Here is a 21,400-nt window from a genome sequence, read left to right on the forward strand (position 1 = left end):
ATCTATGCAAACAATCCATACGCTGAACGCCCTGCCAGGCGTTCAGGCTGAAACGGTTCTGCGGGCCTTGCCCTCATGGGGACCGGTCACCACCATCGTGCTGCACGGTGGCTCGGTGTTTGAATTTAAAGGCCCGTTTCCGGACGGCTTTGTGGCGGAGGGATTTTATAACCTGAAGGGTGAAACCGGCTTTGAAGGTCATCTGAATTTATCAAAAATCGACCACATCGCGTTTCAGGATAAATTGCACCGCGGGCGCCAGTCGCTTGCCTTGGTGTTTAACGATGCCAGTGGCGCGCCGGTCTTTAAAGTGTTTGTCGGGCGCGACAGCGAGGGCGAACTGATCGGCTCGCAGGTGAACGAATTTCGTCAATTACAGGAAGGTGTGTTATGAAAAACCAGAAGCTTGAGCAAAAGCTGTCTGATGAAGTGATGGCTTTTATCGGCAACCGAAAAAGTCTGCATCTGGCCAGCATTGCGCCTGCGGGTGAGCCCTATGCCAGTTATGCGCCCTTTGCCATCGGCGATGAATGCCTGTATGTGTTGCTATCAGAAATCGCATTGCACGCCGTTAATCTGCAGGCCAATCCACGCGCATCCGTATTGATCGTGGAAGATGAAGATTCCGCGCCGGAATTGTTCGCCCGTATCCGCGTGAATTACAGCGTGCAAGCGGAACTGATTGCCCACGGCGCACCGGATTGGGATGTCGGTGTGGCGGCATTGGTTGCCCGCCACGGCGAGCGATCCAAAAACCTGAGTGAATTGGCGGACTTCAGGCTGTTCCGGCTAAAACCTTTGGGTGGTCGTTACGTCAAAGGGTTCGGCCGTGCTTACCAGTTGGCGGGCAATACGCTGGCGGGCGAGTCTATCGATCATCTGCGCGATGGTCATAAAAAACGGGAAGTGGCTTAGATTTTTGGCGCGCCGGTGCTGTCGTTATCGCCAGAGGATTGGGCAACGGATTGTCCTGAGTTGTCCAGTCCTTGTAGCTTTTCAGAGGTGACTTCCCAGTCCTCCATGCCATAACGCATTAATATGCGCTGTAGCTCACCGCCGGCACGCAACGCTTTGATTCCCTCGTCCATCATGCGTGCGTGTCGCTCACCCTCAGGGCCTGGCGTGAAGCCGATATAAACCGGGGTGTAAACGCCTGTGGATGAAAGACTGATCTGCTCGGCAATATCCAACGCCTTAACTTTATGTTGCGCTACATAACGATTTTCCAAAATCACATCAATGCGCCGTGATAACAGCATGAGCAGTAGCGATTCGAGCGCGGCCTCATGATAAAGCACTTCAACATTGTCTGAGTGCTCAGCGAGAAACTGGTCAATCTCTCCGCCATTGTCATAGGTATAGTGGGTGATGACGCCGATGCGTTTACCTTTGAGACTGTCTGTGCCCTGGTAATCCAACGGCTCCAGTCTGCGGGTTATAATGACGGTTTCATCATAGCCAAGCATCTGCTCACCAATGACAGTACCGTGCGTCTGTTGGCGTGTGACTGCCAGAGCGCCGTCAACCACACCTTGTAAACTGAATTCCAGCGCCCTGCGCCAGGGAAGGTTAATATACTTTACCTTGATATTCTGTTTTTCGTACAACGCGCGCGCAACGTCAACCATGTAGCCTTCCCTCGATGAGTCAGGTACGCAGTTATAAGGGCACCAAGGGTCGGCAGCGAGCGTTAAGGTGGTATCGTCCTCGCTGCTGGCTGCGAATGCAATAAAGAGAAGAGCAAAACAGATCAGGCGCATGGTATTTGGATGACGAAGAAACTCTCTTTACTATAGCCACTGTACCGGATTGATCAATACGACGACTTTCCGAAGATTTCACTGACGACTGCTACCAATCTACCGTTTGCCCGTTCCAGTCCACAAAACTTAACGTACCATCCAGTCTTTGTTGTTGCGCTACCTCGAGCAGCCTGCCGGCTACAAACGATGGGCTGAACAATTTGTGTTCAGGTACGTTTGCCTGAAAAGGCTCTGAAAGTCTGGTATCGGTTGTCCCCGGATGAAAGGCAATCAACTTGACCCCTTTTGCGCGCCGCGCCAATTCGATCGCGGCGGTTTGCAGCATCATGTTCAGTGCCGCTTTGCTGGCGCGGTAGCTGTACCACCCGCCCAGACGATTATCGCCAATGGAACCCACGCGCGCGCTCAATACACTGACCCGGCAATCCGCTTGTTTCTGTAGCAACGGCAATAGCGCTTGCAACCAGGCCAGGGGCAGCCAGGTGTTGGCAGCAAACACGGCCTGAGTGCTGGCACTGCACAAATCTTCGAGGCGTTTTTCGGGTTTGATTGTCTCTGTGTGTAACACGCCAGTGGCGATGATCAGGTGGCGCACGGGTTTGTCATCGATACTGTTCACCAGGTTTTTTGCCACCCGGTGAATGGACACCTCATCATCGCGGAACACGCGGTGATGGTCGCTCGCCTGATTTGATCGGGACAAGGTCCAGACCTGGTGCTGGGTGCTTTTTAGTTGCTGTACGCAGGCGGCGCCGATGCCACCATTGCTGCCGATAACAATGGCCTGATGCATAGTGTGAATTCTCTAATTTTTATCGCACACACGGGTGCTGAGATTGCAGTTTTCACAGCGTGCCTGACCGGTCAGCCAATAGGAGATGTGATAACGGTGGCGCGCAAACAGGCGATAGGCGATATCGGCCAGCGGCCGTATTAACGGCAGCCGCAGCAGACGGAATAGCCGGTTGCCTACCAGCGCCCAGGCGTGAGCGGTGACGTCCAGGCCATAAATCATCTGCCCGTTTTCCAGTTGCCCATGCAACACTGCGTTGGCCGAAGCCGGATCGACGTGCGGATAACGCACGCCGAAATCCGGCTGGTGGATATCCTCAAAGGCTAACCGCTGTTGCTCGTCTTTGGCTTTCAACAGGTGCATTTCTTTGACGCACAGGGGGCAGTAGCTGTCAAAGAACAGGGTCAGATGGGGACGTGGTTTTTCGATCATGGTAATACCGTCAGTTGAACGCCGAGTAAGCAGGCGATGACCGTCCCAGTCGCGCGACGGCGCAGCCGCAGGTAATTCTCGGTGCGCTTGAGTACTTGCCGTTCCGTCAGGTAAATCGCCCCGAAGATCAGTGCCATGCCCATAGGCCACAGTACGGGTTGCCATACCCCCAGAACCCAGGCGCAGAGCGTCAACAGGTTTGAACCGATGAGGACGCCGGGAGCCTGATCGGGCCGCCACAGGGTGCCTGCCATAAAGCTGGCAATGGCCAGACTGTAGCCGGCAAGCCAGCTTAGGGGTGATATGCCCAACGGCTGCCAATCAGGCATTAATGTGTGCAGCAGGCCAAGTCCCAAGAACGGCAGAATGCCTGCCAACGTCAGCGCGGCCACCGTGCGGGAAGGGCTGAAAGGGGTTGATTGGTTCATGCCAGTGTTACGTCCTCGGCCTATGTTCGGATCTGGAGCGGCCAGCCTTGCGTAGATAACGGGACTTAGTCAGCAGGATTTTTTCAATGCCCTCGGTTTCGCTTCACTGGTTCATCAATGATCTGCGTCTGGCCGATAACCCCGCCTTGTGCCGGGCGGCCATGGCTGATCGATTGATATGCCTTTACGTAATAGATCCGCGCTGGTTCCGACCCGGTCGCCAGCAATTGCCGTCGATGGGTGAAAAGCGGCGCACGTTTCTGTTGCAGTCACTGGCCGATCTGGATCGCCGGCTGCGCGCACTGGGGCAACAGCTGTTGGTGTTAGAGGGGCACCCTGAATCGTTGATTCCGGAGTTGGTGCGGCGCTATCGCGTCAATCGCCTGACCGTGAATGAAGTGTGCACAGTGAACGAGTACCGAACGCTGGCCAGCATCGACAATGCCTGTCACGCGTTGGTGGTGGATACCTTCGCCGGTAATCAGTTGCTGTCGTCGAGATACCGGGGCCACCGGGAATTTCCACTGGGGTTCAGTCAGTTCCGCAAACAGGTTGAACCGCTGGAATGTCGCCCAATCATGGCAGCGCCGCCCAGTTTACCTGCTACGCCGCTGCCACGCACGCAACCGGTCAGTCTGGCGAGTCCTGGTTCTGGTGCATTTGCCGGTGGCGAGACGTTTGCACAAGTTCAGCTCGGTAAAGTCTTTGATGGCATGCTGCCGCGTCGTTACAAAAGCAATCGGGATGCGCTGGATCAATGGGATGGGTCGACCAAGCTATCGCCCTGGCTCGCGCTGGGTTGCATCAGCCCCGTGCAAGTGTGGTGGCGCCTGCTGCACTGGCAGGACACCCATGGGTTTTGTGAGTCGAGTTATTGGGTAGGTTTCGAGTTGTTGTGGCGGGAATTTTTCCACCATCTTGCGCGCGAGCAGGGCACGACACTGTTCCGTTTTGGCGGGATGCGTAATAAAAGGCCTCTCACCAGTTTTTATCCGTCCAGATTCAAAGCTTGGTGTGAAGGATCGACGCCCGAGCCGCTAGTCAATGCCATCATGAAACAATTGCGTTGCAGCGGATTTATCAGTAACCGGGCACGACAAATTGCCGCCAGCTATCTGGTTAACGAACTGGCGGTGGATTGGCGTTACGGCGCGGCCTGGTTCGAGTATCAGTTAATTGACTATGATGCCGCGGTGAACTGGGGCAACTGGCAATACATTGCCGGTGTGGGTGTGGATCCGCGTGGGGGTAGACGGTTCAATATGGATATTCAGCGTGCGCGCTTTGATCCGGACGGCGAGTATGTTGCCCGGTGGTCTGGACGGGTTGGCATAGCCGGTGAGCGCCCGGTAGAAGCCATCGCGCATGACTATGTGGGCTGGCCATGAACGCGCGCGAATTGCGATTGGTGCTGGGCGATCAACTTAATGCCGAGCACAGTTGGTTTCGCACGCGCGATCCCGAGGTGGTATATCTGATTGCCGAACTGCACCAGGAAGCGGGTTACGTACGCCACCATGTGCAAAAAGTCTGTGCGTTTTTTGCGGCGATGGAATGCTTTGCGCATGCGCTGGCACAAGCCGGTCACAGGGTCATCTACCTGACGCTTGATGATACCGTGCACTACCAGGATCTGCCGTCCCTGATCCGGGCCAAGACCGAGGAGTTATCGGTCCGCGAGTTCCGATACCAGCAGCCGGACGAGTACCGGCTTGCCCGGCAGCTGGACACGCTCTCCTTGTGCGGGGTAACCATCCACTGTGTGGATTCAGAGCATTTTTACATTCCTCACAGCGAGCTGAAGCGTTATGCCCGGGCGGGTGAGCGCAAACAGATGGAGGCGTTTTACCGGCGCATGCGCACCGAGCATCAACTGTTGATGGAGGGTGACAAACCACTCGGTGGACGCTGGAATTATGATCAGGAAAATCGCCAGTCGTTGAGCGCTAAGGCGCTGCAATCGGTGCCGGCACCGAAACTGTTTTCCAACCCGGTTGCACCTATTTTGTCGCGGCTGGCGCGGCATGGCATAGACACAATGGGCGTCGCACAGGAAGATCTTGTGTGGCCCGTGACCCGCGCGCAGGCGCGCGAACTACTCGCGTTTTTCTGCCAATACCTATTGCCGGATTTTGGTCGCTATCAGGATGCCATGACCCATCAATCGGCGCACGGATGGAGCTTGTACCATTCGCGCCTGTCCTTTGCGCTCAATGCAAAAATGCTCAGCCCGCGGCGGGTCATTGAAGCCGCTATCGCAGCCTGGCGTGCGAACCCCGATGGCATCGACCTCGCCCAGATCGAGGGTTTTGTCCGGCAGATTCTGGGTTGGCGGGAATTTGTGCGGGTGATTTACTGGGCCAACATGCCAGACTATCGCGCGCTCAATGCCCTGGGCGCCACGCGCCCGCTGCCCAGTTGGTTCTGGACCGGCAACACCCACATGCTGTGTATGAAGGAGGCTATCGGCCAATCCTTAACCCATGCGTATGCCCACCACATTCAACGGCTGATGATCATTGGTAATTTTTCCCTGCTCGTGGGATTAGACCCAGCGCCTCTGGACGACTGGTACCTTGGCGTTTATGTGGATGCGATTGAGTGGGTTGAACTGCCTAATACCCGTGGCATGAGCCAATTCGCCGATGGTGGCATCGTAGGATCAAAACCTTATGCAGCCGGCGGTGCCTACGTCAACAGAATGAGCGACTATTGCCGTACTTGCCGCTATAAGGTGAAGGAAAAAACCGGCGAGGATGCCTGCCCATTGAACAGTCTGTATTGGCATTTTCTCGAACGTCACAAACAAACTCTCGGCAATAACCGGCGCTTGGCGTTGACCTACGCCAATTGGCGGAAACAATCTGCCGAGGCGCAGCAAGCAATACTCCATCGTGCGGAAACCTTACTGGCAGACCTGGAAAAACTGTAGGGCTTCATGGCGTTGATTTTCCGCTTTGTAGCCGGATGCGTTCGCGCGCCACGGCCGCCCACAGGCGCGCTGTAAGCTGGGGTTGCGATAACAATAAATCGCTGGAAAACACCAGATACCAGTCTTCGGTCATAAAGGGAATAGGAAGCACTTTCACCTGCTTTTCTATGCCCAGGGATTGAAGATTCTTGAATCCGATTTCTTTTTGCACCACGTAGCCTGGCAGCCGGTTTTTGGAAACCAGTAACAAACCTTTGTCGGGCGGGCTGTCGAACGCGAATGCGTTGAGGCTGCGCAGTTTTTCGCTGCTGGCGTAGCCAAGCGGTGAGGCCATGCCACCCTCGAGATGGCTGAACTGCTTACCGTCCCACTGGACCGGCGACCGGGCCGGTAGCATGATCAGGTATTCACCTTGCCAGATTCGCCGTTGACGATCCACCTTGCCGGCAGCGTTCAGTGGATAGGCAAACCGTGCTTGCCGGTCTTGGTTCCAGACCAATGCCAGCGCGCCGTCAATTCCTCCTTGTTCGACCATGGTCAGACAGCGCTTCCAGGGCAGGGGGTGGTAGTGCACCGCTATGCCGGCTTGCTCGCTGGCGCGGTTGACTAATTCGATCAGCATTCCGGTACTGTCAGAAAGGATATAAGGCGAGTTATCCCGGTTCTCAAAACAGAGATTAACTGAAGCCTCTGCGTTTACTGCAATAGGCAAGACGGTCAGCATTACGCCGAGCAAGAGAGCAGTAGACGTTTTAGGCATTAATCACTCATTCAAAGGTCAGAAACGGCAATGGTAATTGAGAGTTTAGTTCAAAACGACGCAACCGGGGATTAGATCGCTTTCTCTAACCAATGAGAGGTTAATGACCAACCGGTATTTCGATTGGGAAGGTGTTTGCACTATAGTAAAAAACCAAGGAGAGGTGTGCTATGCAGGGTAAGCGTTCGTTGATTGGTCTTTGTCTGTTGCCGGCGATTGCACTCGGCGGGCAGATCGCAGATATGAGCGTTCAGACGCAACCGTTGGATGAGCATTGCAATCAATTTTTCAGCCCGGAAGTACGGCAAAGCGAAGCGCGTATGGCGGGTGGAGGAATCATTTGCGTTAAAGGTGAGCGGATCGTCCAGCCGGCGTCGGAACCACAGCCCGGGAACGACAATGCCATCGACAGTCAATTGCGTGAACTGCGCGAATTGCCCGCAACATCCTCAGGTAAGCGGCGTTGTCAGTCTGGTCGTAAGCAGCGTGTATCACCTGAAAATGAAACGGTTTCACCGCCGGCATAACGTGCAGTGGCAGCAGTGAGCGCATTCATTGTTTTCAAGAAAAAGGCCGCCCGTTAAGGCGGCTTCACGCATATATCACCATATGCCAAGAGAGGGAACGCAGGTTCCCGCTAGAGAGCCGACCGCGTGCGCGGCCGGTGATCACTGAAGTCAGAAGTTGTAGGTAAGGTCCAACCCATAGGTGCGGCCCTTGTTGAGCGGTGCAAAACTGCCGCCCAGGGGAACCGGTCCCAGGGTTGCGGGCAGCTGGGTATCGCCGCCGTGATTCACACTGTTGAGCAGGTTGTTGCCGTACAGACCGATGGTCCAGTGGCCGTCGTTACTGTGAAAATCAATGCCAGCGCCGAGATTTTCCTGCTTGTTGATGCTGCCCAGATTGTTATCGGTGTAAGCGGATTTATCGCGGAACGCAAAGCTCACGCGCGATGCCATGTAGCCCCAGTCGCCAAGACTCAGGTCGTGGTTGAGACCGATGCTGTAGGTGAGTTTTGCGGCGCGTGGCAGGTCGAGCGCCAGATCGGCATCATCGATCATGCCGTCGCCATTCAGGTCATAAAACACTTTGTCGTATCCGGCATCGGTAATGCCCACCGACGCAGATAGTACCAGGCTGTCTGACAGGGCGTAGGTGCCATCCAGTTCAGCGCCTGCGATGGTCGCGTCGGCGGTATTGCGGATGACCTGCACCACACCGGCGAACGGATCGCTCAGATTCACTTCCCGTTGCATATCGGTGATGCGGTTATAGAAAAAGGCACCGTTCAGCCGCAACTTGCTGGCCACATCGGTTTTGAAGCCGATTTCGAAACTGTCTACGGTCTCTTCGTCAAACGGACCGGGAGCTTCGGTGATGGACGTGTTGCGCAGGTTGTAGCCGCCAGAGCGGAAGCCGCGGGTCAGGCTGGTGTACAACATGGTTTGTTCAGACATGTCGTAGGTCAGGCCCAACTTGGGCGAGAAGCTGTTCCAGCTTTCGTCGTCAACGAAGTCGAGCGTGCAGGTGTTGTCCAATACCTGGCAGGGGCTGTTGACGTTCAGAATCAGCGAGGCGATTTCCGCTTCCTTGTTTTCCTGAGTAAAGCGGCCACCCAGTGTCAGCGTCCATTGGTCATTCAGCGCGTAATCTGCTGAGGCAAACACCGCGGCGGTATCCACCTTGTAGTTGCCACCGCCATCCAGCGTTTGTGCGCCGCCAAGATAGAAACGGCGTTCGTGGTAATTGAGGGTGTTGGTGAAATAATACAGTCCGGTGGTCAAGCCCAGATTGCCGGTAAGCTGTGCGTTGTAGCGTAATTCATTGCTGAATTGTTCGGCGTCGAGCCATGCGTCGGAATGGAACAGAAACTGAGGCGATGCATCGATGTCTCCGCGCGATGGCGCTGACGACTGACGCCAGGCGGTGATGTTCGTCAAGCGACCGGATCCCACATCCCAATTCATTTCAAGGCTCGCGAGATTGGCGTCAATATTGTAAAAGCCTTGTTCGTTAACGGAAAAATCGTGTGAGTCGCGGTCAAAGTTGCCCCAGAAACCGTCCACACCGCTGCCATTGGTATGACTCTGCGCCGCGGGACCGTCGGTGTCCTGCTGAACGTTTTCATAACGAAAGGTGGCATCGAAGTCGTTGCTGGGCTCCCAGCTCAGCACGGTGCGCACCAGTTTGGTTTCCGAGGCACCGAAAGCTTTGTCATTGAAACTGTTTTTAAACCAGCCCTGATCCTTGTTGTAGTAGAGCGCCACTTTGCCTGCCAGCGTATCGGACAGGCCGCCACTCACGGTTGCCATCAGGTAGCTGTTGGGTTTTTCGCCGCCGCCTTCAATGGCGGTGCGGATTTTGGCTTCGGTTTCCTGGCTGGGTTTTTTGGTGTTGATCAGAACTGCACCGCCGGTGACGTTGCGGCCAAACAGGATGCCTTGCGGGCCGCGCAATACTTCAATGCTGGCGAGATCAAAGGTGTCGAGAATGATGCCGTTGTTCACACCCATATAAACGCCATCGACAAAAATACCCACAGTGGGATCAATGGATGGAATCGAAGAATTGATGCCTAAACCGCGGATGGAAAAGTTGGCGGTACCGCGGGTGGTGCCGGCGTCGTCCATGGCCACGTTGGGCAGGCCTACCGACAGGCTGGTGAGGTTTCTGACTTTCAGGGCTTGCAACTGTTGCTCGCCGATTGCTGCTACAGACAGCGGTGCATCTTGTGCGCTCTCGGCTTTTTTACGGGCGGTCACCACAACTTCTTCCAGCAGTGCGCTGGCGCCGGCATTTTGTTGTGCCATGGCAGGTAGCGAGTGCGACGCAGTTATTGCAAGGGCCAGTGCCAGCTTACCTGGCAGCAGGTGATGACCGGCTTGGGATCTGGCGTGGTTTTTTTCTCTCATTATTATGCTCTCCGTGGGCAGAATTTCTTAGCGTTGTAACGCCCCGCCTGTGACATACAGGCCACTTGATAGTAGGCGTGCCGGGCCTCTGCCGGTTATTCCCTGGCGGCCATTTCGTTTAGCATTTTCGGACAAGTGGTGTTGAGAATGAGTAAAATGCCTGTGGTAGACTCGGATCAGAAGAGCAAATAAAAAACGCTATCAACTCCGTGAATTTGACTTATCACTGAGATTGATAACCGGGATTATAATGATGATGAAAGGTCCGGATGTTATTGGCTGCTGGCTGACGTTGTTTGTCAGCGCCTTGGAGCAATACGGTATCGATGGCCGTGAATTTTTGCAGCAGCAAGGCGTGGATTACGATCTTGCCTCAGACCCTAATTACCGTCTGCCGGTGGTGATTATGGCGCAACTATGGCACGCGGCGGTGGCGCGCACGGGCGATAAGACCTTTGGCCTTAAGGCCGGTGTGTTAGTGACGCCCAATACCTTCAGTGCATTAGGCGTGGCACTGTGGAGCTGTTGTACCATTCGCGATCATTTCAATTGTCTGGTGCGCTACATGCATGTATTCACCAATGCGGTGGATATTTCCCTGGAAGAAACCGACGAGCACATCATTACCACCAGCCGCTTACGCCTGGAGGGTGGCCGGAGCCCGGCCTCCGATTACGCGCAAGATGCGGTCTACGCGGCAATGATTACGCTGTGCCGATCGCATTACCGGCAGGACTTTTCCATGGTCAAACTGGAACTGACCCGCGCGACTCCGGAAGACCCTGCGGCCTATGAAGCCTTGTTCGGTTGTCCGGTCAGTTTTGGTAACGCATTGAGTCGCGCCTGGTATAACCGCGCCGATGTGGAAGTGCCGATTCCGGGTTGCAATCGCGAGATTGCACGGGCAACGGAGAAGCTGGTTCAGGATTACCTTGCGCGCATCGAGGCCCAGAGCGAGGATCTGCTACATCAGGTGCAAAGTGCCATTACCAAACTGATGCCGCAAGGTGAGGCCAGTCTCGAGCGGGTGGCGGATAAGATGCACATGAGTCCGCGCACCTTGCACCGCAAGCTGGAGTCATTGGGCACCAACTTCCGTACGGAAGTGGATGGTGTCCGGCACCGGGTGGCGCTGGATTATATGGCCAGTTCGGATTTATCACTGGGGGATATCGGCTTCTTGTTGGGCTTCTCCAGTTCCAGTAATTTCACCCGGGCGTTCCGGCGTTGGACCGGCGTCACGCCACAGCAATACCGCAGCCGGACCGACTGAATTCTGTCAGAAAAAGTCAACGCACTTGTCCGGTTAGGAATAACAACGCTATAGCGCACAGGGATAGTCTTACCTTGAAAAATAACAACGAGGTAATTCTATGTCCCGTGCACCAGCCATTCCCCGATCCAAAACCGATGACTACACCAGCGACCAGGCGCGTGAGCGGCGTGAATTCCTGCGCGTTCAGACCGGGGCTGAGCTCAGTAGCGCGGGCAGTTTTTCGGTGGACCCCCAACAATTGCGCGGCAATATTGAAAATTTTATCGGCACCTTGCAGATGCCGTTGGGTGTGGCCGGGCCGCTGAAAATTAACGGCGAAGCCGCGCAAGGCGATTTTTACTTGCCCTTGGCGACCACCGAAGGCACGTTGGTGGCCAGCTATAGCCGGGGTATGCGGGTGATCTCCGAATCCGGTGGCTGTACCACGGCAGTGGCGCGCCACGCCATGCAAAGGGCGCCGGTGTTTATGCTTGATTCGGTGTTAACTGCAAAACGTTTCGGCCAGTGGCTCGAGCAGAATATGACGTCGATCAAAGCCGCCGCGGAAGCGACTACGCGCAGTGGGCAGCTGATCGACGTCGAGCAGTATCTGGTCGCCAATATGGTGTACACCCGCTTTAACTACACCACAGGCGATGCAGCGGGTCAGAACATGACCGGCAAAGCCACGTTCGCCGCCTGCGAGTGGATCAAAGCCAACTGTCCTTTTGCGCCCAATTACATTCTCTCCGGTGGAATCGACACCGATAAAAAACATTCCGCCATGAATATGATCCGCACCCGCGGTAAACGGGTGATTGCGGAAGTGACCATCAAAAACGAGGTAGCCAAGCGCTTGTTGGGTGTGGACACGCAAACGCTGTTCCGCGCGCGCCAGATTGCCAATGCCGGCAGCATCCAGGCGGGCAGTGCCTATAACGGACCGCACAGTGCCAACGGCATTGCTGCGCTGTTTATCGCCACCGGCCAGGATGAAGCCAACGTGGCGGAATCCCATGCCGGCATTGCCTACACCCAGCTACTGGACAACGGCGACTACTACTGGTCGGTGACTTTGCCCGCCGTTATCTGCGGCACGTTTGGTGGCGGTACGGGCTTGCCGGGGCAGCGCCAGAGCCTGGAAATGCTGGGCTGCTATGGCGCAGGCAAGTCGGACAAGTTTGCCGAAATTGTCGCGGCAGTGGTGCTGGCGGGGGATATTTCGCTCGGCAGTGCTGTGCTCGCGGGCGATTGGGTCAGCAGTCACGAGCAATACGGTCGCAACCGATAAAAAATAATACTGACAAGAGATGAACATGAACAGCGCACAACCCCCTGTCCAGATGGATGTTCCAACCGCGACTTCCAGCGGGCGGCGTTACTACATATTGGCACTGTTGACCTTTGCCTATGTATTTAATTTTGTTGATCGCCAGATCATCGCCATATTGCAGGACCCGATCAAAGCCGAGTTCAGCCTGAGTGATACCCAGCTGGGCTTGCTGAATGGCTTTGCGTTCGCGCTGTTTTATGTAGGCTTTGGTTTACCGCTGGCGCGTTGGGCCGATGCCGGTAACCGTCGCAACTTGCTGGCCTGGGCCGTTGCGCTCTGGAGCCTGATGACCGCGCTATGTGGTCTCGCGCAGAACTATGTGCAGTTGCTGCTGGCGCGTATGGGTGTGGGTGTGGGTGAGGCGGGTTGCAGCCCCGCCGCGCACTCGATGATTTCCGATTTATTTCCTGTCGAACAACGCGCCACTGCGCTGGGGGTTTATTCGGTGGGCGTGAACGTGGGTATCCTGGCGGGCTTTATTGCCGGTGGCTGGTTGAACGAAGTGTATGGTTGGCGGGTGGCGTTGATGGCGGTGGGCTTGCCAGGATTGTTGCTGGCGCTCTGGATTCGCATCAGCGTGCCGGAACCGGAACGTCTGGGCGCGGTGACCGAATCATTGGTGTCTTTCAAACAGGTACTGGTGCATTTGTGGTCGCTCAGAAGTGCGCGTTGGTTGGCGCTGGGCTGTGGCCTTACCAGCGTGGCTGGTTACGGCTTGGCGAATTGGATGCCGTCTTTTCTGATCCGTTCGCACGGTATGGGCACTGCCGAGCTGGGCGTCTGGTTGGCACTGATTGCCGGTGTAGGCGGTGGCCTGGGCACGTTCCTGGGTGGTTTGCTGGCCGACCGACTGGGGCAACGCGACGCCCGCTGGCCCTTGTGGTTGCCGGCCGGCGTCTTGTGTACTGCGTTGCCGTTTCTGGTGCTCACGTTTCTGCTGCCATCCAAACTGCCCGCCTTGTTAATTTATATCTTTCCCGCCTCGGTGATTTCCTGCTATCTGGCGCCCGCCATTGCTGTGCTGCATGGGCTCGCGCCCAACCGCATGCGGGCGATGGCCTCGGCCATGTTGTTTCTGGTGATTAACATTATTGGCTTGGGTGTTGGGCCGGTGGCCATTGGGCTGTTCAGCGATCTGTTGTCCGCAAGCCTGGGCGCGGAAAGTTTGCGCTATTCCCTGCTGATCATTGTGTGTGCGGGCACTGCTGCAGGGGCCGTATGTTTCCTGGTGGCGGCGCGCTACCTGCCTTCGCGTCCGGCAGCGCACGGGGGTGCAGTATGAAGCCGGTGACAGAGTTGGCACCCACTCCGCTGGAAAAATTCTATCAGTGGGAACGCAGCGCGCCGGATACTATTTTTCTGCGACAGTCGGCGGCGAATCAATGGATCGAATACACCTGGAGCGACGTGGCGGAAATGGTCCGTCGTGTTGCCGGCTTTCTGCGCGCTCGCAATTTGCCCGCGGGCAGCCGGATCGGCTTGCTGGCCACCAATTGCGCCGAGTGGCTGGTGGTGGATCTCGCGATCATGTTGGCGGGCCATGTGAGTGTGCCATTGTATGCCGCACAGGACATCCGATCAGGGCGTTATATTTTTGACCATGCGGGTGTGTCACTGGTGTTTGTCGGCCACTTTGCGCATGAGCAGAATCCGGATACCCTGTTGGTGGAAGGTATCTATCGCGTGGCCCTGTCCGACTGTGTGGTGCCATGTGATATCTCTCTTCCGGAAATCTTTGAACACGCCGAGCGATTTGAGGCCTGTCCGCTATACCCGCGCGAGCAATTGTTTACGCTCATTTATACGTCGGGCACGACCGGTAATCCCAAGGGCGTTATGCACAGTCTGGGCGCCTGTGCCGAAGTGGTGCAACGACGCACGCAATTTCTGCCATCGGCGGACCCAGGCGCACGCGAACGTTTTATCTCTTACCTGCCGCTGGCGCATGTGGCCGAGCGCGTTGGCATCGCCATCCGCGCGGTCTACGGCAATGCGGAACTTTCCTTCAGCGCCGGACCCGAACGCTTCGCCGAAGAAATGCGCGAAGTCAGGCCCACTGGTTTCTTTGCCGTGCCTCGTCTGTGGGAAAAATTCCGACAGGGGTTGGAAGCTGCCATGCCGGGATTGGATCCCCATGCCTTGTCGGACGCACAAAAACTGGCGGTGCGGCAACGGCTGGGACTGGATCAGGCGCGCATCATTACCACCGGTGCCGCGGCGACAGCGCCGGACATCATGGCCTGGTATGCCGCGCTCGGTATCCGTTTACAGAATGCTTATGGCATGACCGAAAACCTGATCGATGGCTGTATCGATATGAGTGAGTCGCCAGCGGACCCGGGCTGCGTGGGTAAGCCGTTGCCCGGCGTACAGCTCCGGTTTACCGAGGATGGCGAAGTCTGCTTCAGAAGTGCCGGCCTGATGCAAGGCTATTACAAAGAGCCGGATAAAACCGCACTGGTGTTGCACGCCGGCTGGTATCACACCGGTGATCGCGGCTATCTGGATGCGGAGGGACGGTTGGTGTTGACCGGTCGCGTGGGCGACATTTTCAAAACCGCCAAGGGCAAGTTCGTCAATCCGTTGGAACTGGAACATAAACTCACTGCCACCGGTTTATTTGAGCAGCTGTGCGTGGTGGGGCAGGGGCTGGCGCAGCCGGTACTGATTGCCCGCCCCTTTAGCGCCAATTGCGACATCCGGATCAGTACCGTCATCGAACAGATCAATACTGAGCTGGCGCCACACGAACGTATTGGCCAGATACTGTTGACGGATAGCCTCTGGAGTGCTGACAACGGCCTGCTGACACCTACATTAAAAGTCCGCCGTCAGGCTGTGGCGGATCGGTATCTGCCGGAACTTGAGCCAGATGTGCCATTGTGTTGGTGTAAAAACTAAGATCGCAGATAACGGGTTCAGGCTGGTTAAAGTGTCCCAGCTCAAAGCGACGTTGTTACCATCCCGGCCAACGTCGCGCACAATTCGTCGCAACCCTGATGCCACGCATCAACAAAATAACGTAGGGTGGATTAAGCGCCAGCGCAATCCACCAATAAATCGAACGCAGAGCGCAAACTCAAATTTTCTACGATCCAGAGACCAACCCGCTCAACGCCACCCTCAACCCGTCCGGAATAGCCCTCGGCCGCTGATCTTGCCTGTCGACAAACACATGCACAAATTCGCCCAGTGCGCATAGGCTGTCTTCCCCTTGCCTGAATACCCCCAATTGGTAGGTCACCGAACTGTTGCCGAGCTTGATCACCGACAGACCCAATTCCAATAGATCGGGAAAGCATACCGGCTGGTAATAGCTGCAATGGGAATCCACCACAAAGGCGATGGTGTCACCGGCGTGAATGTCGAGCCCGGCATCAATCAGAAAGCGGTTCACCGCGGTATCGAAATAGGCGTAGTAGGTCACGTTGTTGACGTGGCCATAAATGTCGTTATCGGCCCAACGGGTGTCGATCGCCTGAAATCGGGGAAAATGTTTGCGACTGAATGTCTGGTGCATAAGCGTATCAATAAATCTGTTGGTAAATCGCCAGCGCATCGGCTTCCGATACGGGGCGGGGGTTATTGACCAGCAAGCGGGTCTGTTGCATGGCGTCGCGGGCGAGCGCGGGCAGGGCATCCTGTGGAATGCCCACATCACGTAAACGCACAGGTACACTGCTGTCGGCAATGAGTGTTTCCAGCGCGGTACAAAATTGCTCGCAACGCGCTGCGTCATTGTCGGCTAACGGCTCGTTCACGATCAACGGCGCGAGTTCAGCATAGTGGGCGGCTGCGTGACTGGCATTGAAGCGCAAAACAGCGGTGAGAAGTAAGGCATTGCTGACCCCATGGGCGATACTGAATTGGCCACCAAGAGGATAGGCCAGTGCGTGCACGGCAGCCACCGGTGCATTGGCAAATGCCTGGCCGGCCAGATTGGCGCCCAACAGCATCGCTTTGCGCGCAACCAGATTATTGCCATCGCGCACGGCGGTGAGCAGGTTGCCGCCCAGCAGGCGCAACGCTTCGCGCGCCAACATATCCGATAACGGGTTTTTTTTGTGGGCGCTGGTATAGGCCTCGATGGCATGCACCATGGCGTCGATGCCGGTGGCGGCGGTAATGGCCGGCGGCAGGCCGAGCGTCAATTGCGGATCGAGCAGGGCCAGGTCCGGCAGCAGCCGCTGGGATACCACGCCGGCCTTGGTGTGGGCGCCGGTAGTGATGATGGCAATGGGCGTGACTTCGGAGCCGGTGCCTGCGGTGGTGGGCACCTGGAACAGGGGCAGGCGGGGCGCGGTGATCTTGTCGACGCCATAAATGGCATCGAGCGATTGAGTGCACTGCGGGTGCGCGAGCAAGGCGGCGAGTTTGGCTACATCCATGGCGCTACCACCGCCGAAGCCGATGATCAGTTCCGCACCCAGCGTTGTTGCCGCGCAGACGGCGGCGAGCACATTGGCTTCACTGGGGTCGGCCTGCACCTCACTGAAACAATCTACGGTGATGCCGGCTTTCTGCAAGGGTGCGAGGGCGGCATCAACCAGCCCGAGTCGCACCAGCCCCGGGTCAGTCACCAACAAAATTTTTTGTGCACCTTGTTGCCGGCAATGCTCCGCCAGTGTTGCCACGGCGCCGTCGGCCATGATCAGGTTGGCACAGGTATGAAAACTGAAATCCTGCATACTTCACGCCTCCGCAAACTGGCTGTCGGGAAAGCGGAACACAGTGTGCCCGGGATTTTGTAACATCTGTAATAAACTCTGGTTGCGCGGCAGAATCCGCTCAAAATAAAACTGCGCGCAAATGATTTTTGCCTGCAGAAAATCCGTGTTTTCCGCCTTGTCGTCCAGCATCGCGCCCGCGGCCTCTGCTTGTAACAGCCAGCACCAAGCCAATAACAGGTATGCACAAAAATGCAGGAAATCACAGGCGTTAAGACTGAGCGCATCCGGCTGGTCGTTGGCGCATTGGCGCAGCTTTTCGGCCTGGGTATGCCACAGGGGAAGCCAGTGAGCGAGTTGTGTGGCCAAGGGTCGCAACGTTTCATACGCGTGTAGCCGTTCGCAATCGCGTGCGATTTCATCGATCAGATCCGCCAGCGCCTGTCCGTTATCGCCCAGCAATTTACGCCGCACCAGATCCAGTGCCTGGATGCCGTTGGTGCCTTCGTAAAGCTGGGTTATGCGGCCATCGCGCACCAACTGCTCCATGCCCCACTCGCGGATATAGCCGTGGCCACCGAAAATCTGTACGCCCAGGTTGCTTACTTCCATGCTCATGTCGGTAAGAAAGGCTTTCATGATCGGAATTAACAGCGCCGCGCGTGCCGCCTGTTGGGCGTCCTGCTCACTCAGGTCCAGTGCTTGCGCGGTTTTCAGTGCCAGCAAGCGACCGCCTTCCACCAGGGATTTTTGGGTCAATAGCATGCGGCGCACATCGCCGTGCACCAGAATCGGGTCGGCTGGCTGCGCCGGCGATTTGGTGCCGGACAAGGCGCGGCACTGAAGACGTTCAACGGCGTAACGCTGTGCGCCGGTGGCGGCCGCCGATGCAATGCCCAGGCCCTGCAGCCCTACCTGAAAACGCGCATCGTTCATCATGGTGAACATGCACGCCAGGCCCTGGTTCGCGTCACCCACCAGATAGCCTTCCGCAGCGTCGAAATTCATCACACAGGTGGCCGCGCCACGGATACCCATCTTGTGTTCGATGGAGCCGCAACTGACGGCGTTGGCATTGCCGTTTTCCAGTCGTTTGGGTACCAGAAACAAACTGATGCCTTTCACGCCTGCAGGCGCATCGGGCAGGCGCGCGAGCACCAGGTGCACGATATTGTCGGTGAGATCCTGCTCGCCGCCGCTGATAAAAATTTTCGTGCCCGTGATCCGGTAGCGGTCGGCGGCGGGCTCGGCTTTGGTGCGCAGCAGGGCCAGATCGGTGCCGGCCTGGGGCTCGGTCAGGCACATAGTGCCGGCCCACTCGCCGCTGACCAGTTTGGGCAGGTAGCGGTTCTTCAGCTGCTCATTGGCATGGTGGCGCAGCGCCAGCACCACGCCTTCGGTCAGGCCGGAATAAATGCGGAACGACAGGTTGGCACTCATGAGCATTTCGTGGAACGGGCTCGCCACCAGCGCAGGCAGCTGCTGGCCGCCAAAGGCTTCCGGCCCGGTCATCGCGGCCCACCCCTGTTCGCAATAGCTGTGGTAGGCTTCCACAAAGCCCGGCGGCGTGGTGACCGCGCCATTGTCGAACTGCGCGCCCTGTTCATCGCCCTCGCGGTTTAACGGTGCAGCGATTTCGCCGGCAAAACGCGCGCCTTCGTCGAGAATGGCGCTCACCAGCTCGCCGTTGAGCTCGGTGTGCCCCAGCGCCTTGAGGTGGTCATCCACATTGATCACCTGGGTCAGCAGGAATTGAAAGTCGTTCAGTTGCGCGCGGAAGTTCATAATGTGTCAGTCTGTTGTGTGTCTGAATCCGCTACTGTAAGAAAAGCGGGCGCAAAAACTGAATTAAACTTGGTGATGGAATTTATCAGCACTATGAATATCCGGAACTTTGATCTGAATTTACTGGTGGTACTGGATGCGTTACTGCGTGAACGCAGCGTGTCGCGCGCCGCGGAACGGCTTTCATTAACCCAGCCGGCGATCAGCAATGCGCTTAATCGTCTGCGCAGCCAGCTGGATGATGAAGTGATGATCCGCACCGCCAACGGTATGCAACCCACAGCGCTGGCAAAAAGTCTGGAAGAGCCGATCCGCCGGGCCTTGCGTCAGATTGAAAGCAGCCTGAATGCCAATCTCGCGTTTGAACCCGCGCAGGCAGAAAACCGTTTTACCCTGGCACTGACCGATTATGTGGAGTTGATGCTGATGCCCGCGCTGGCCGCACATCTGGAAAAAGCCGCGCCGCAGATCTCGATCAAGGTAGTGGATCTTGGGCGCGAATTCCCGTTGCAGGCATTGGAGTCAGGCGAAGTGGATCTGGCGGTGGGCCGTTTTACCGAATTGCCGGCACGCGCCAGTCACCGGCGTTGGCTGGAGGAAGATCTGGTGATTCTCGCTGACCAGTCTACTGAATTGCCCGATCCCATCGATGTGGATGCCTTTACCCGCTTGCGGCACTTGTGGGTGAGTGGCGCCCAGACCAAGGGCATGGTGGACAGCTGGTTGGAGTCGGAAGGTCTTAGCCGGGTGCTCAGCTACGTGACACCCAATTACATGATGGCGCCGCACCTGGTGGCCGCCACCGGGATGGCCGTGGTGTTGCCGCGTCGCTTCGCGCTCAAATACCAGCAGCTGTTGAAATTGCAGGTGCGTGAATTACCGATGGCATTGGGCAGTTTTGCGCTCGACATTGCCTGGGCTGGACTGCGCGATAAAGACCCGGCACTGCAGTGGCTGATTCAATCGATTCACACGCTGGAACTGCAGCCGCCGTCATAATCCCAGCATGACACTGGCAAAGCCGAGATAAATCAGCACGCCGGTGGCATCCACAATGGTGGTCACGAGCGGGCCCGACGCCGCCGCCGGGTCCATGTTAAAGCGCGACAGAATAAACGGCAGACCAAAGCCGATCAGCGAACCTGCGAGCACCACGCACACCATGGCACTGGCCACCACGATGGCCACATCGGGGCCGCCGCGCATCCAGCCCAGCCCCGACACGGCCAGCGCGAGGGTAAAGCCCAGCGCTGCCGCCACCATCACTTCCCGGCCCAACAAGGAGAACCAGTCTTTCATTTGCACTTCGCCGGTGGCCATGGCGCGCACCATCAATGCCGACGCCTGCGAGCCCGCATTACCCCCCGAGCCCACCAGCAGCGGCAGGAAAAACACCAGCGCCACATTGCGGGCAATGATGTCTTCAAAGTAGGCGATACCGGCGCCGGAAAACAGAGCGCCAAATACCAGCAGCAACAACCAGCCGATACGTTTGCTGTACAGGCGGCCGAGTGAGATATCCTTGAAGGAGGAATTGAGTGTCGCCACCGAGCCGCTTTTCTGGGCGTCTTCTGTGGCTTCTTCCACTGCCGCATCCATGGCATCGTCGTAGGTGATGATACCCACCAGCTGTTGCTCATCGTCCAGCACCGGAATGGCCAGCAAGTCGTAATGGCGGATGGTTTCGATTACGTCTTCCTGATCGTCGGCAACGTTAACGCTCACCACATCGGTGAGCATCAGGTCGGCAATTTTTGTGTCCGGGCTCGCGAGAATGAGTTGCTTGAGCGACAGGGTGCCGAGCAGGGTGCGGAACTTGTCGATCACATACATCTGGTAAATGGTTTCTTTATCCGGCGCTTCCAGACGCAAACGCAGTAATGCCTTGTGCACCGTCCAATGTGCTTTCAGGGTGGCATAGTCGGAGGTCATCAGGGCGCCGGCAGTCTGCTCCGGGTAACTGGCCAGGCGTCGCACATCGTCGCGCTCTGCTTGCGCCAGACCAGGTAATACGGCCTGCCGTTGCTCGTCGGTGAGTTTGTTGTACAGGTCGGCCCGCTCGTCCGATTCCATCTGCGAAAACAGTGCGGCCAGATCATTGCGCGACATGGCCGTGGCAATCTCCGCTTGTCGTTCCTCGGTGAGAAAACTGAACGCTTCGGCGTGATCGTGCAGTGTCAATAAATCGAGCAGGCGTGCGGCTTGCGGTGCAGAGAAGCCGTCCAACGCATCGGCGAAGTCCGCGATGTGCCGGTTTTCCATCACCGCCCGCAATTGATGTTTGTCGGGCGATTCCAGCATCTGCTCCAGCAGCTCGCGCAGTGCTTTGTTATCCATAAA

Annotated in this window: 20 protein-coding genes; 10 read left to right on the forward strand and 10 right to left on the reverse strand. The window is 56.8% G+C overall.

The window, feature by feature from the left end:
- The first annotated feature begins 4 nt into the window (after positions 1–4).
- The gene (gene hutX, locus M5M_RS15885; protein ID WP_015048521.1) at positions 5–394 is read left to right on the forward strand and encodes a heme utilization cystosolic carrier protein HutX; all 390 of its coding nucleotides are present in this window, start codon (positions 5–7) and stop codon (positions 392–394) included.
- The gene (locus tag M5M_RS15890) at positions 391–915 is read left to right on the forward strand and encodes a HugZ family pyridoxamine 5'-phosphate oxidase (RefSeq protein WP_015048522.1); all 525 of its coding nucleotides are present in this window, start codon (positions 391–393) and stop codon (positions 913–915) included. Before hutX ends, M5M_RS15890 begins: the two co-directional genes overlap by 4 nt.
- Here the strand turns inward: M5M_RS15890 and M5M_RS15895 are convergent.
- From M5M_RS15895 to M5M_RS15910, 4 genes are all read right to left on the reverse strand, one after another.
- Positions 912–1,760, reverse strand: a complete 849-nt coding sequence (locus M5M_RS15895; RefSeq protein WP_081640206.1) for a substrate-binding periplasmic protein — start codon at positions 1,758–1,760, stop codon at positions 912–914. The genes M5M_RS15890 and M5M_RS15895 overlap by 4 nt on opposite strands.
- Positions 1,761–1,851: 91 nt before the next feature.
- Positions 1,852–2,556 carry an SDR family NAD(P)-dependent oxidoreductase gene (locus tag M5M_RS15900; RefSeq protein WP_015048524.1) on the reverse strand — a complete coding sequence of 235 codons (705 nt, stop codon included), beginning with the start codon at positions 2,554–2,556 and terminating at the stop codon, positions 1,852–1,854.
- 12 nt (positions 2,557–2,568) lie between these two features.
- The gene (locus M5M_RS15905) at positions 2,569–2,988 is read right to left on the reverse strand and encodes a thiol-disulfide oxidoreductase DCC family protein (RefSeq protein ID WP_015048525.1); all 420 of its coding nucleotides are present in this window, start codon (positions 2,986–2,988) and stop codon (positions 2,569–2,571) included.
- Positions 2,985–3,416, reverse strand: coding sequence for a DUF3429 domain-containing protein (locus tag M5M_RS15910; RefSeq protein ID WP_015048526.1), 432 nt, complete (start codon positions 3,414–3,416; stop codon positions 2,985–2,987). Before M5M_RS15910 ends, M5M_RS15905 begins: the two co-directional genes overlap by 4 nt.
- Positions 3,417–3,502: 86 nt before the next feature.
- On the opposite strand from M5M_RS15910, the gene M5M_RS15915 reads away from it, so the two are divergent.
- Both M5M_RS15915 and M5M_RS15920 read left to right on the forward strand, forming a co-directional pair.
- Positions 3,503–4,804 carry a DASH family cryptochrome gene (locus tag M5M_RS15915; protein WP_015048527.1) on the forward strand — a complete coding sequence of 434 codons (1,302 nt, stop codon included), beginning with the start codon at positions 3,503–3,505 and terminating at the stop codon, positions 4,802–4,804.
- Entirely contained in the window at positions 4,801–6,348 is a 1,548-nt protein-coding gene (locus M5M_RS15920) for a cryptochrome/photolyase family protein (RefSeq protein ID WP_015048528.1), read from the forward strand. The genes M5M_RS15915 and M5M_RS15920 overlap by 4 nt, the downstream gene beginning before the upstream one ends.
- Positions 6,349–6,352: 4 nt before the next feature.
- On the opposite strand, the gene M5M_RS15925 is transcribed toward M5M_RS15920, so the two are convergent.
- Positions 6,353–6,970 (reverse strand): substrate-binding periplasmic protein, encoded by a 618-nt coding sequence (locus tag M5M_RS15925; RefSeq protein ID WP_015048529.1) that lies wholly within the window; start codon positions 6,968–6,970, stop codon positions 6,353–6,355.
- Positions 6,971–7,278: 308 nt separating this feature from the next.
- Here M5M_RS15925 and M5M_RS15930 point away from each other — a divergent pair, with 308 nt between their 5' ends.
- On the forward strand, positions 7,279–7,635 hold the full coding sequence (locus M5M_RS15930; RefSeq protein ID WP_015048530.1) for a hypothetical protein: 357 nt from the start codon (positions 7,279–7,281) through the stop codon (positions 7,633–7,635).
- A gap of 150 nt (positions 7,636–7,785) precedes the next feature.
- Here the strand turns inward: M5M_RS15930 and M5M_RS15935 are convergent, their stop codons facing one another.
- Positions 7,786–10,020 (reverse strand): TonB-dependent receptor, encoded by a 2,235-nt coding sequence (locus M5M_RS15935; RefSeq protein WP_015048531.1) that lies wholly within the window; start codon positions 10,018–10,020, stop codon positions 7,786–7,788.
- A 250-nt stretch (positions 10,021–10,270) separates the two neighbouring features.
- Between M5M_RS15935 and M5M_RS15940 the strand changes: the two genes are divergently transcribed.
- From M5M_RS15940 to M5M_RS15955, 4 genes are all read left to right on the forward strand, one after another.
- Positions 10,271–11,293 (forward strand): AraC family transcriptional regulator, encoded by a 1,023-nt coding sequence (locus M5M_RS15940; protein ID WP_024330150.1) that lies wholly within the window; start codon positions 10,271–10,273, stop codon positions 11,291–11,293.
- A gap of 100 nt (positions 11,294–11,393) precedes the next feature.
- Positions 11,394–12,566, forward strand: a complete 1,173-nt coding sequence (locus M5M_RS15945; RefSeq protein WP_015048533.1) for a hydroxymethylglutaryl-CoA reductase — start codon at positions 11,394–11,396, stop codon at positions 12,564–12,566.
- A gap of 25 nt (positions 12,567–12,591) precedes the next feature.
- Complete coding sequence (locus M5M_RS15950; protein WP_015048534.1) at positions 12,592–13,890, forward strand: spinster family MFS transporter; 1,299 nt, start codon at positions 12,592–12,594, stop codon at positions 13,888–13,890.
- Positions 13,887–15,509, forward strand: a complete 1,623-nt coding sequence (locus tag M5M_RS15955; protein WP_015048535.1) for an AMP-binding protein — start codon at positions 13,887–13,889, stop codon at positions 15,507–15,509. Before M5M_RS15950 ends, M5M_RS15955 begins: the two co-directional genes overlap by 4 nt.
- Positions 15,510–15,696: 187 nt before the next feature.
- Here the strand turns inward: M5M_RS15955 and M5M_RS15960 are convergent, their stop codons facing one another.
- Genes M5M_RS15960 through M5M_RS15970 form a run of 3 tightly spaced genes read right to left on the reverse strand, consistent with a single transcriptional unit; the run spans position 15,697 to position 19,060 of the window.
- Positions 15,697–16,128, reverse strand: coding sequence for an acyl-CoA thioesterase (locus tag M5M_RS15960; RefSeq protein WP_024330148.1), 432 nt, complete (start codon positions 16,126–16,128; stop codon positions 15,697–15,699).
- A gap of 7 nt (positions 16,129–16,135) precedes the next feature.
- The gene (locus tag M5M_RS15965) at positions 16,136–17,296 is read right to left on the reverse strand and encodes an iron-containing alcohol dehydrogenase (protein WP_015048537.1); all 1,161 of its coding nucleotides are present in this window, start codon (positions 17,294–17,296) and stop codon (positions 16,136–16,138) included.
- Positions 17,297–17,299: 3 nt separating this feature from the next.
- Positions 17,300–19,060 (reverse strand): acyl-CoA dehydrogenase C-terminal domain-containing protein, encoded by a 1,761-nt coding sequence (locus tag M5M_RS15970; RefSeq protein WP_015048538.1) that lies wholly within the window; start codon positions 19,058–19,060, stop codon positions 17,300–17,302.
- 93 nt (positions 19,061–19,153) lie between these two features.
- Between M5M_RS15970 and M5M_RS15975 the strand changes: the two genes are divergently transcribed.
- Positions 19,154–20,059 carry a LysR family transcriptional regulator gene (locus M5M_RS15975; RefSeq protein ID WP_024330147.1) on the forward strand — a complete coding sequence of 302 codons (906 nt, stop codon included), beginning with the start codon at positions 19,154–19,156 and terminating at the stop codon, positions 20,057–20,059.
- On the opposite strand, the gene mgtE is transcribed toward M5M_RS15975, so the two are convergent.
- The gene (mgtE, locus tag M5M_RS15980; protein ID WP_015048540.1) at positions 20,054–21,397 is read right to left on the reverse strand and encodes a magnesium transporter; all 1,344 of its coding nucleotides are present in this window, start codon (positions 21,395–21,397) and stop codon (positions 20,054–20,056) included. The genes M5M_RS15975 and mgtE overlap by 6 nt on opposite strands.
- Positions 21,398–21,400 lie beyond the last annotated feature (3 nt).

It is taken from the genome of Simiduia agarivorans SA1 = DSM 21679 (genome assembly GCF_000305785.2).
GTDB lineage: Bacteria > Pseudomonadota > Gammaproteobacteria > Pseudomonadales > Cellvibrionaceae > Simiduia > Simiduia agarivorans.

What these genes read in the sequence shown, in the direction of transcription:
- hutX (WP_015048521.1), top strand. Translation starts at nt 5, where the DNA reads ATGCAAACAATCCATACGCTGAACGCCCTGCCAGGCGTTCAGGCTGAA.
- M5M_RS15890 (WP_015048522.1), top strand. Translation starts at nt 391, where the DNA reads ATGAAAAACCAGAAGCTTGAGCAAAAGCTGTCTGATGAAGTGATGGCT.
- M5M_RS15895 (WP_081640206.1), bottom strand. Translation starts at nt 1,760, where the DNA reads ATGCGCCTGATCTGTTTTGCTCTTCTCTTTATTGCATTCGCAGCCAGC.
- M5M_RS15900 (WP_015048524.1), bottom strand. Translation starts at nt 2,556, where the DNA reads ATGCATCAGGCCATTGTTATCGGCAGCAATGGTGGCATCGGCGCCGCC.
- M5M_RS15905 (WP_015048525.1), bottom strand. Translation starts at nt 2,988, where the DNA reads ATGATCGAAAAACCACGTCCCCATCTGACCCTGTTCTTTGACAGCTAC.
- M5M_RS15910 (WP_015048526.1), bottom strand. Translation starts at nt 3,416, where the DNA reads ATGAACCAATCAACCCCTTTCAGCCCTTCCCGCACGGTGGCCGCGCTG.
- M5M_RS15915 (WP_015048527.1), top strand. Translation starts at nt 3,503, where the DNA reads ATGCCCTCGGTTTCGCTTCACTGGTTCATCAATGATCTGCGTCTGGCC.
- M5M_RS15920 (WP_015048528.1), top strand. Translation starts at nt 4,801, where the DNA reads ATGAACGCGCGCGAATTGCGATTGGTGCTGGGCGATCAACTTAATGCC.
- M5M_RS15925 (WP_015048529.1), bottom strand. Translation starts at nt 6,970, where the DNA reads ATGCTGATCGAATTAGTCAACCGCGCCAGCGAGCAAGCCGGCATAGCG.
- M5M_RS15930 (WP_015048530.1), top strand. Translation starts at nt 7,279, where the DNA reads ATGCAGGGTAAGCGTTCGTTGATTGGTCTTTGTCTGTTGCCGGCGATT.
- M5M_RS15935 (WP_015048531.1), bottom strand. Translation starts at nt 10,020, where the DNA reads ATGAGAGAAAAAAACCACGCCAGATCCCAAGCCGGTCATCACCTGCTG.
- M5M_RS15940 (WP_024330150.1), top strand. Translation starts at nt 10,271, where the DNA reads ATGATGATGAAAGGTCCGGATGTTATTGGCTGCTGGCTGACGTTGTTT.
- M5M_RS15945 (WP_015048533.1), top strand. Translation starts at nt 11,394, where the DNA reads ATGTCCCGTGCACCAGCCATTCCCCGATCCAAAACCGATGACTACACC.
- M5M_RS15950 (WP_015048534.1), top strand. Translation starts at nt 12,592, where the DNA reads ATGAACAGCGCACAACCCCCTGTCCAGATGGATGTTCCAACCGCGACT.
- M5M_RS15955 (WP_015048535.1), top strand. Translation starts at nt 13,887, where the DNA reads ATGAAGCCGGTGACAGAGTTGGCACCCACTCCGCTGGAAAAATTCTAT.
- M5M_RS15960 (WP_024330148.1), bottom strand. Translation starts at nt 16,128, where the DNA reads ATGCACCAGACATTCAGTCGCAAACATTTTCCCCGATTTCAGGCGATC.
- M5M_RS15965 (WP_015048537.1), bottom strand. Translation starts at nt 17,296, where the DNA reads ATGCAGGATTTCAGTTTTCATACCTGTGCCAACCTGATCATGGCCGAC.
- M5M_RS15970 (WP_015048538.1), bottom strand. Translation starts at nt 19,060, where the DNA reads ATGAACTTCCGCGCGCAACTGAACGACTTTCAATTCCTGCTGACCCAG.
- M5M_RS15975 (WP_024330147.1), top strand. Translation starts at nt 19,154, where the DNA reads ATGAATATCCGGAACTTTGATCTGAATTTACTGGTGGTACTGGATGCG.
- mgtE (WP_015048540.1), bottom strand. Translation starts at nt 21,397, where the DNA reads ATGGATAACAAAGCACTGCGCGAGCTGCTGGAGCAGATGCTGGAATCG.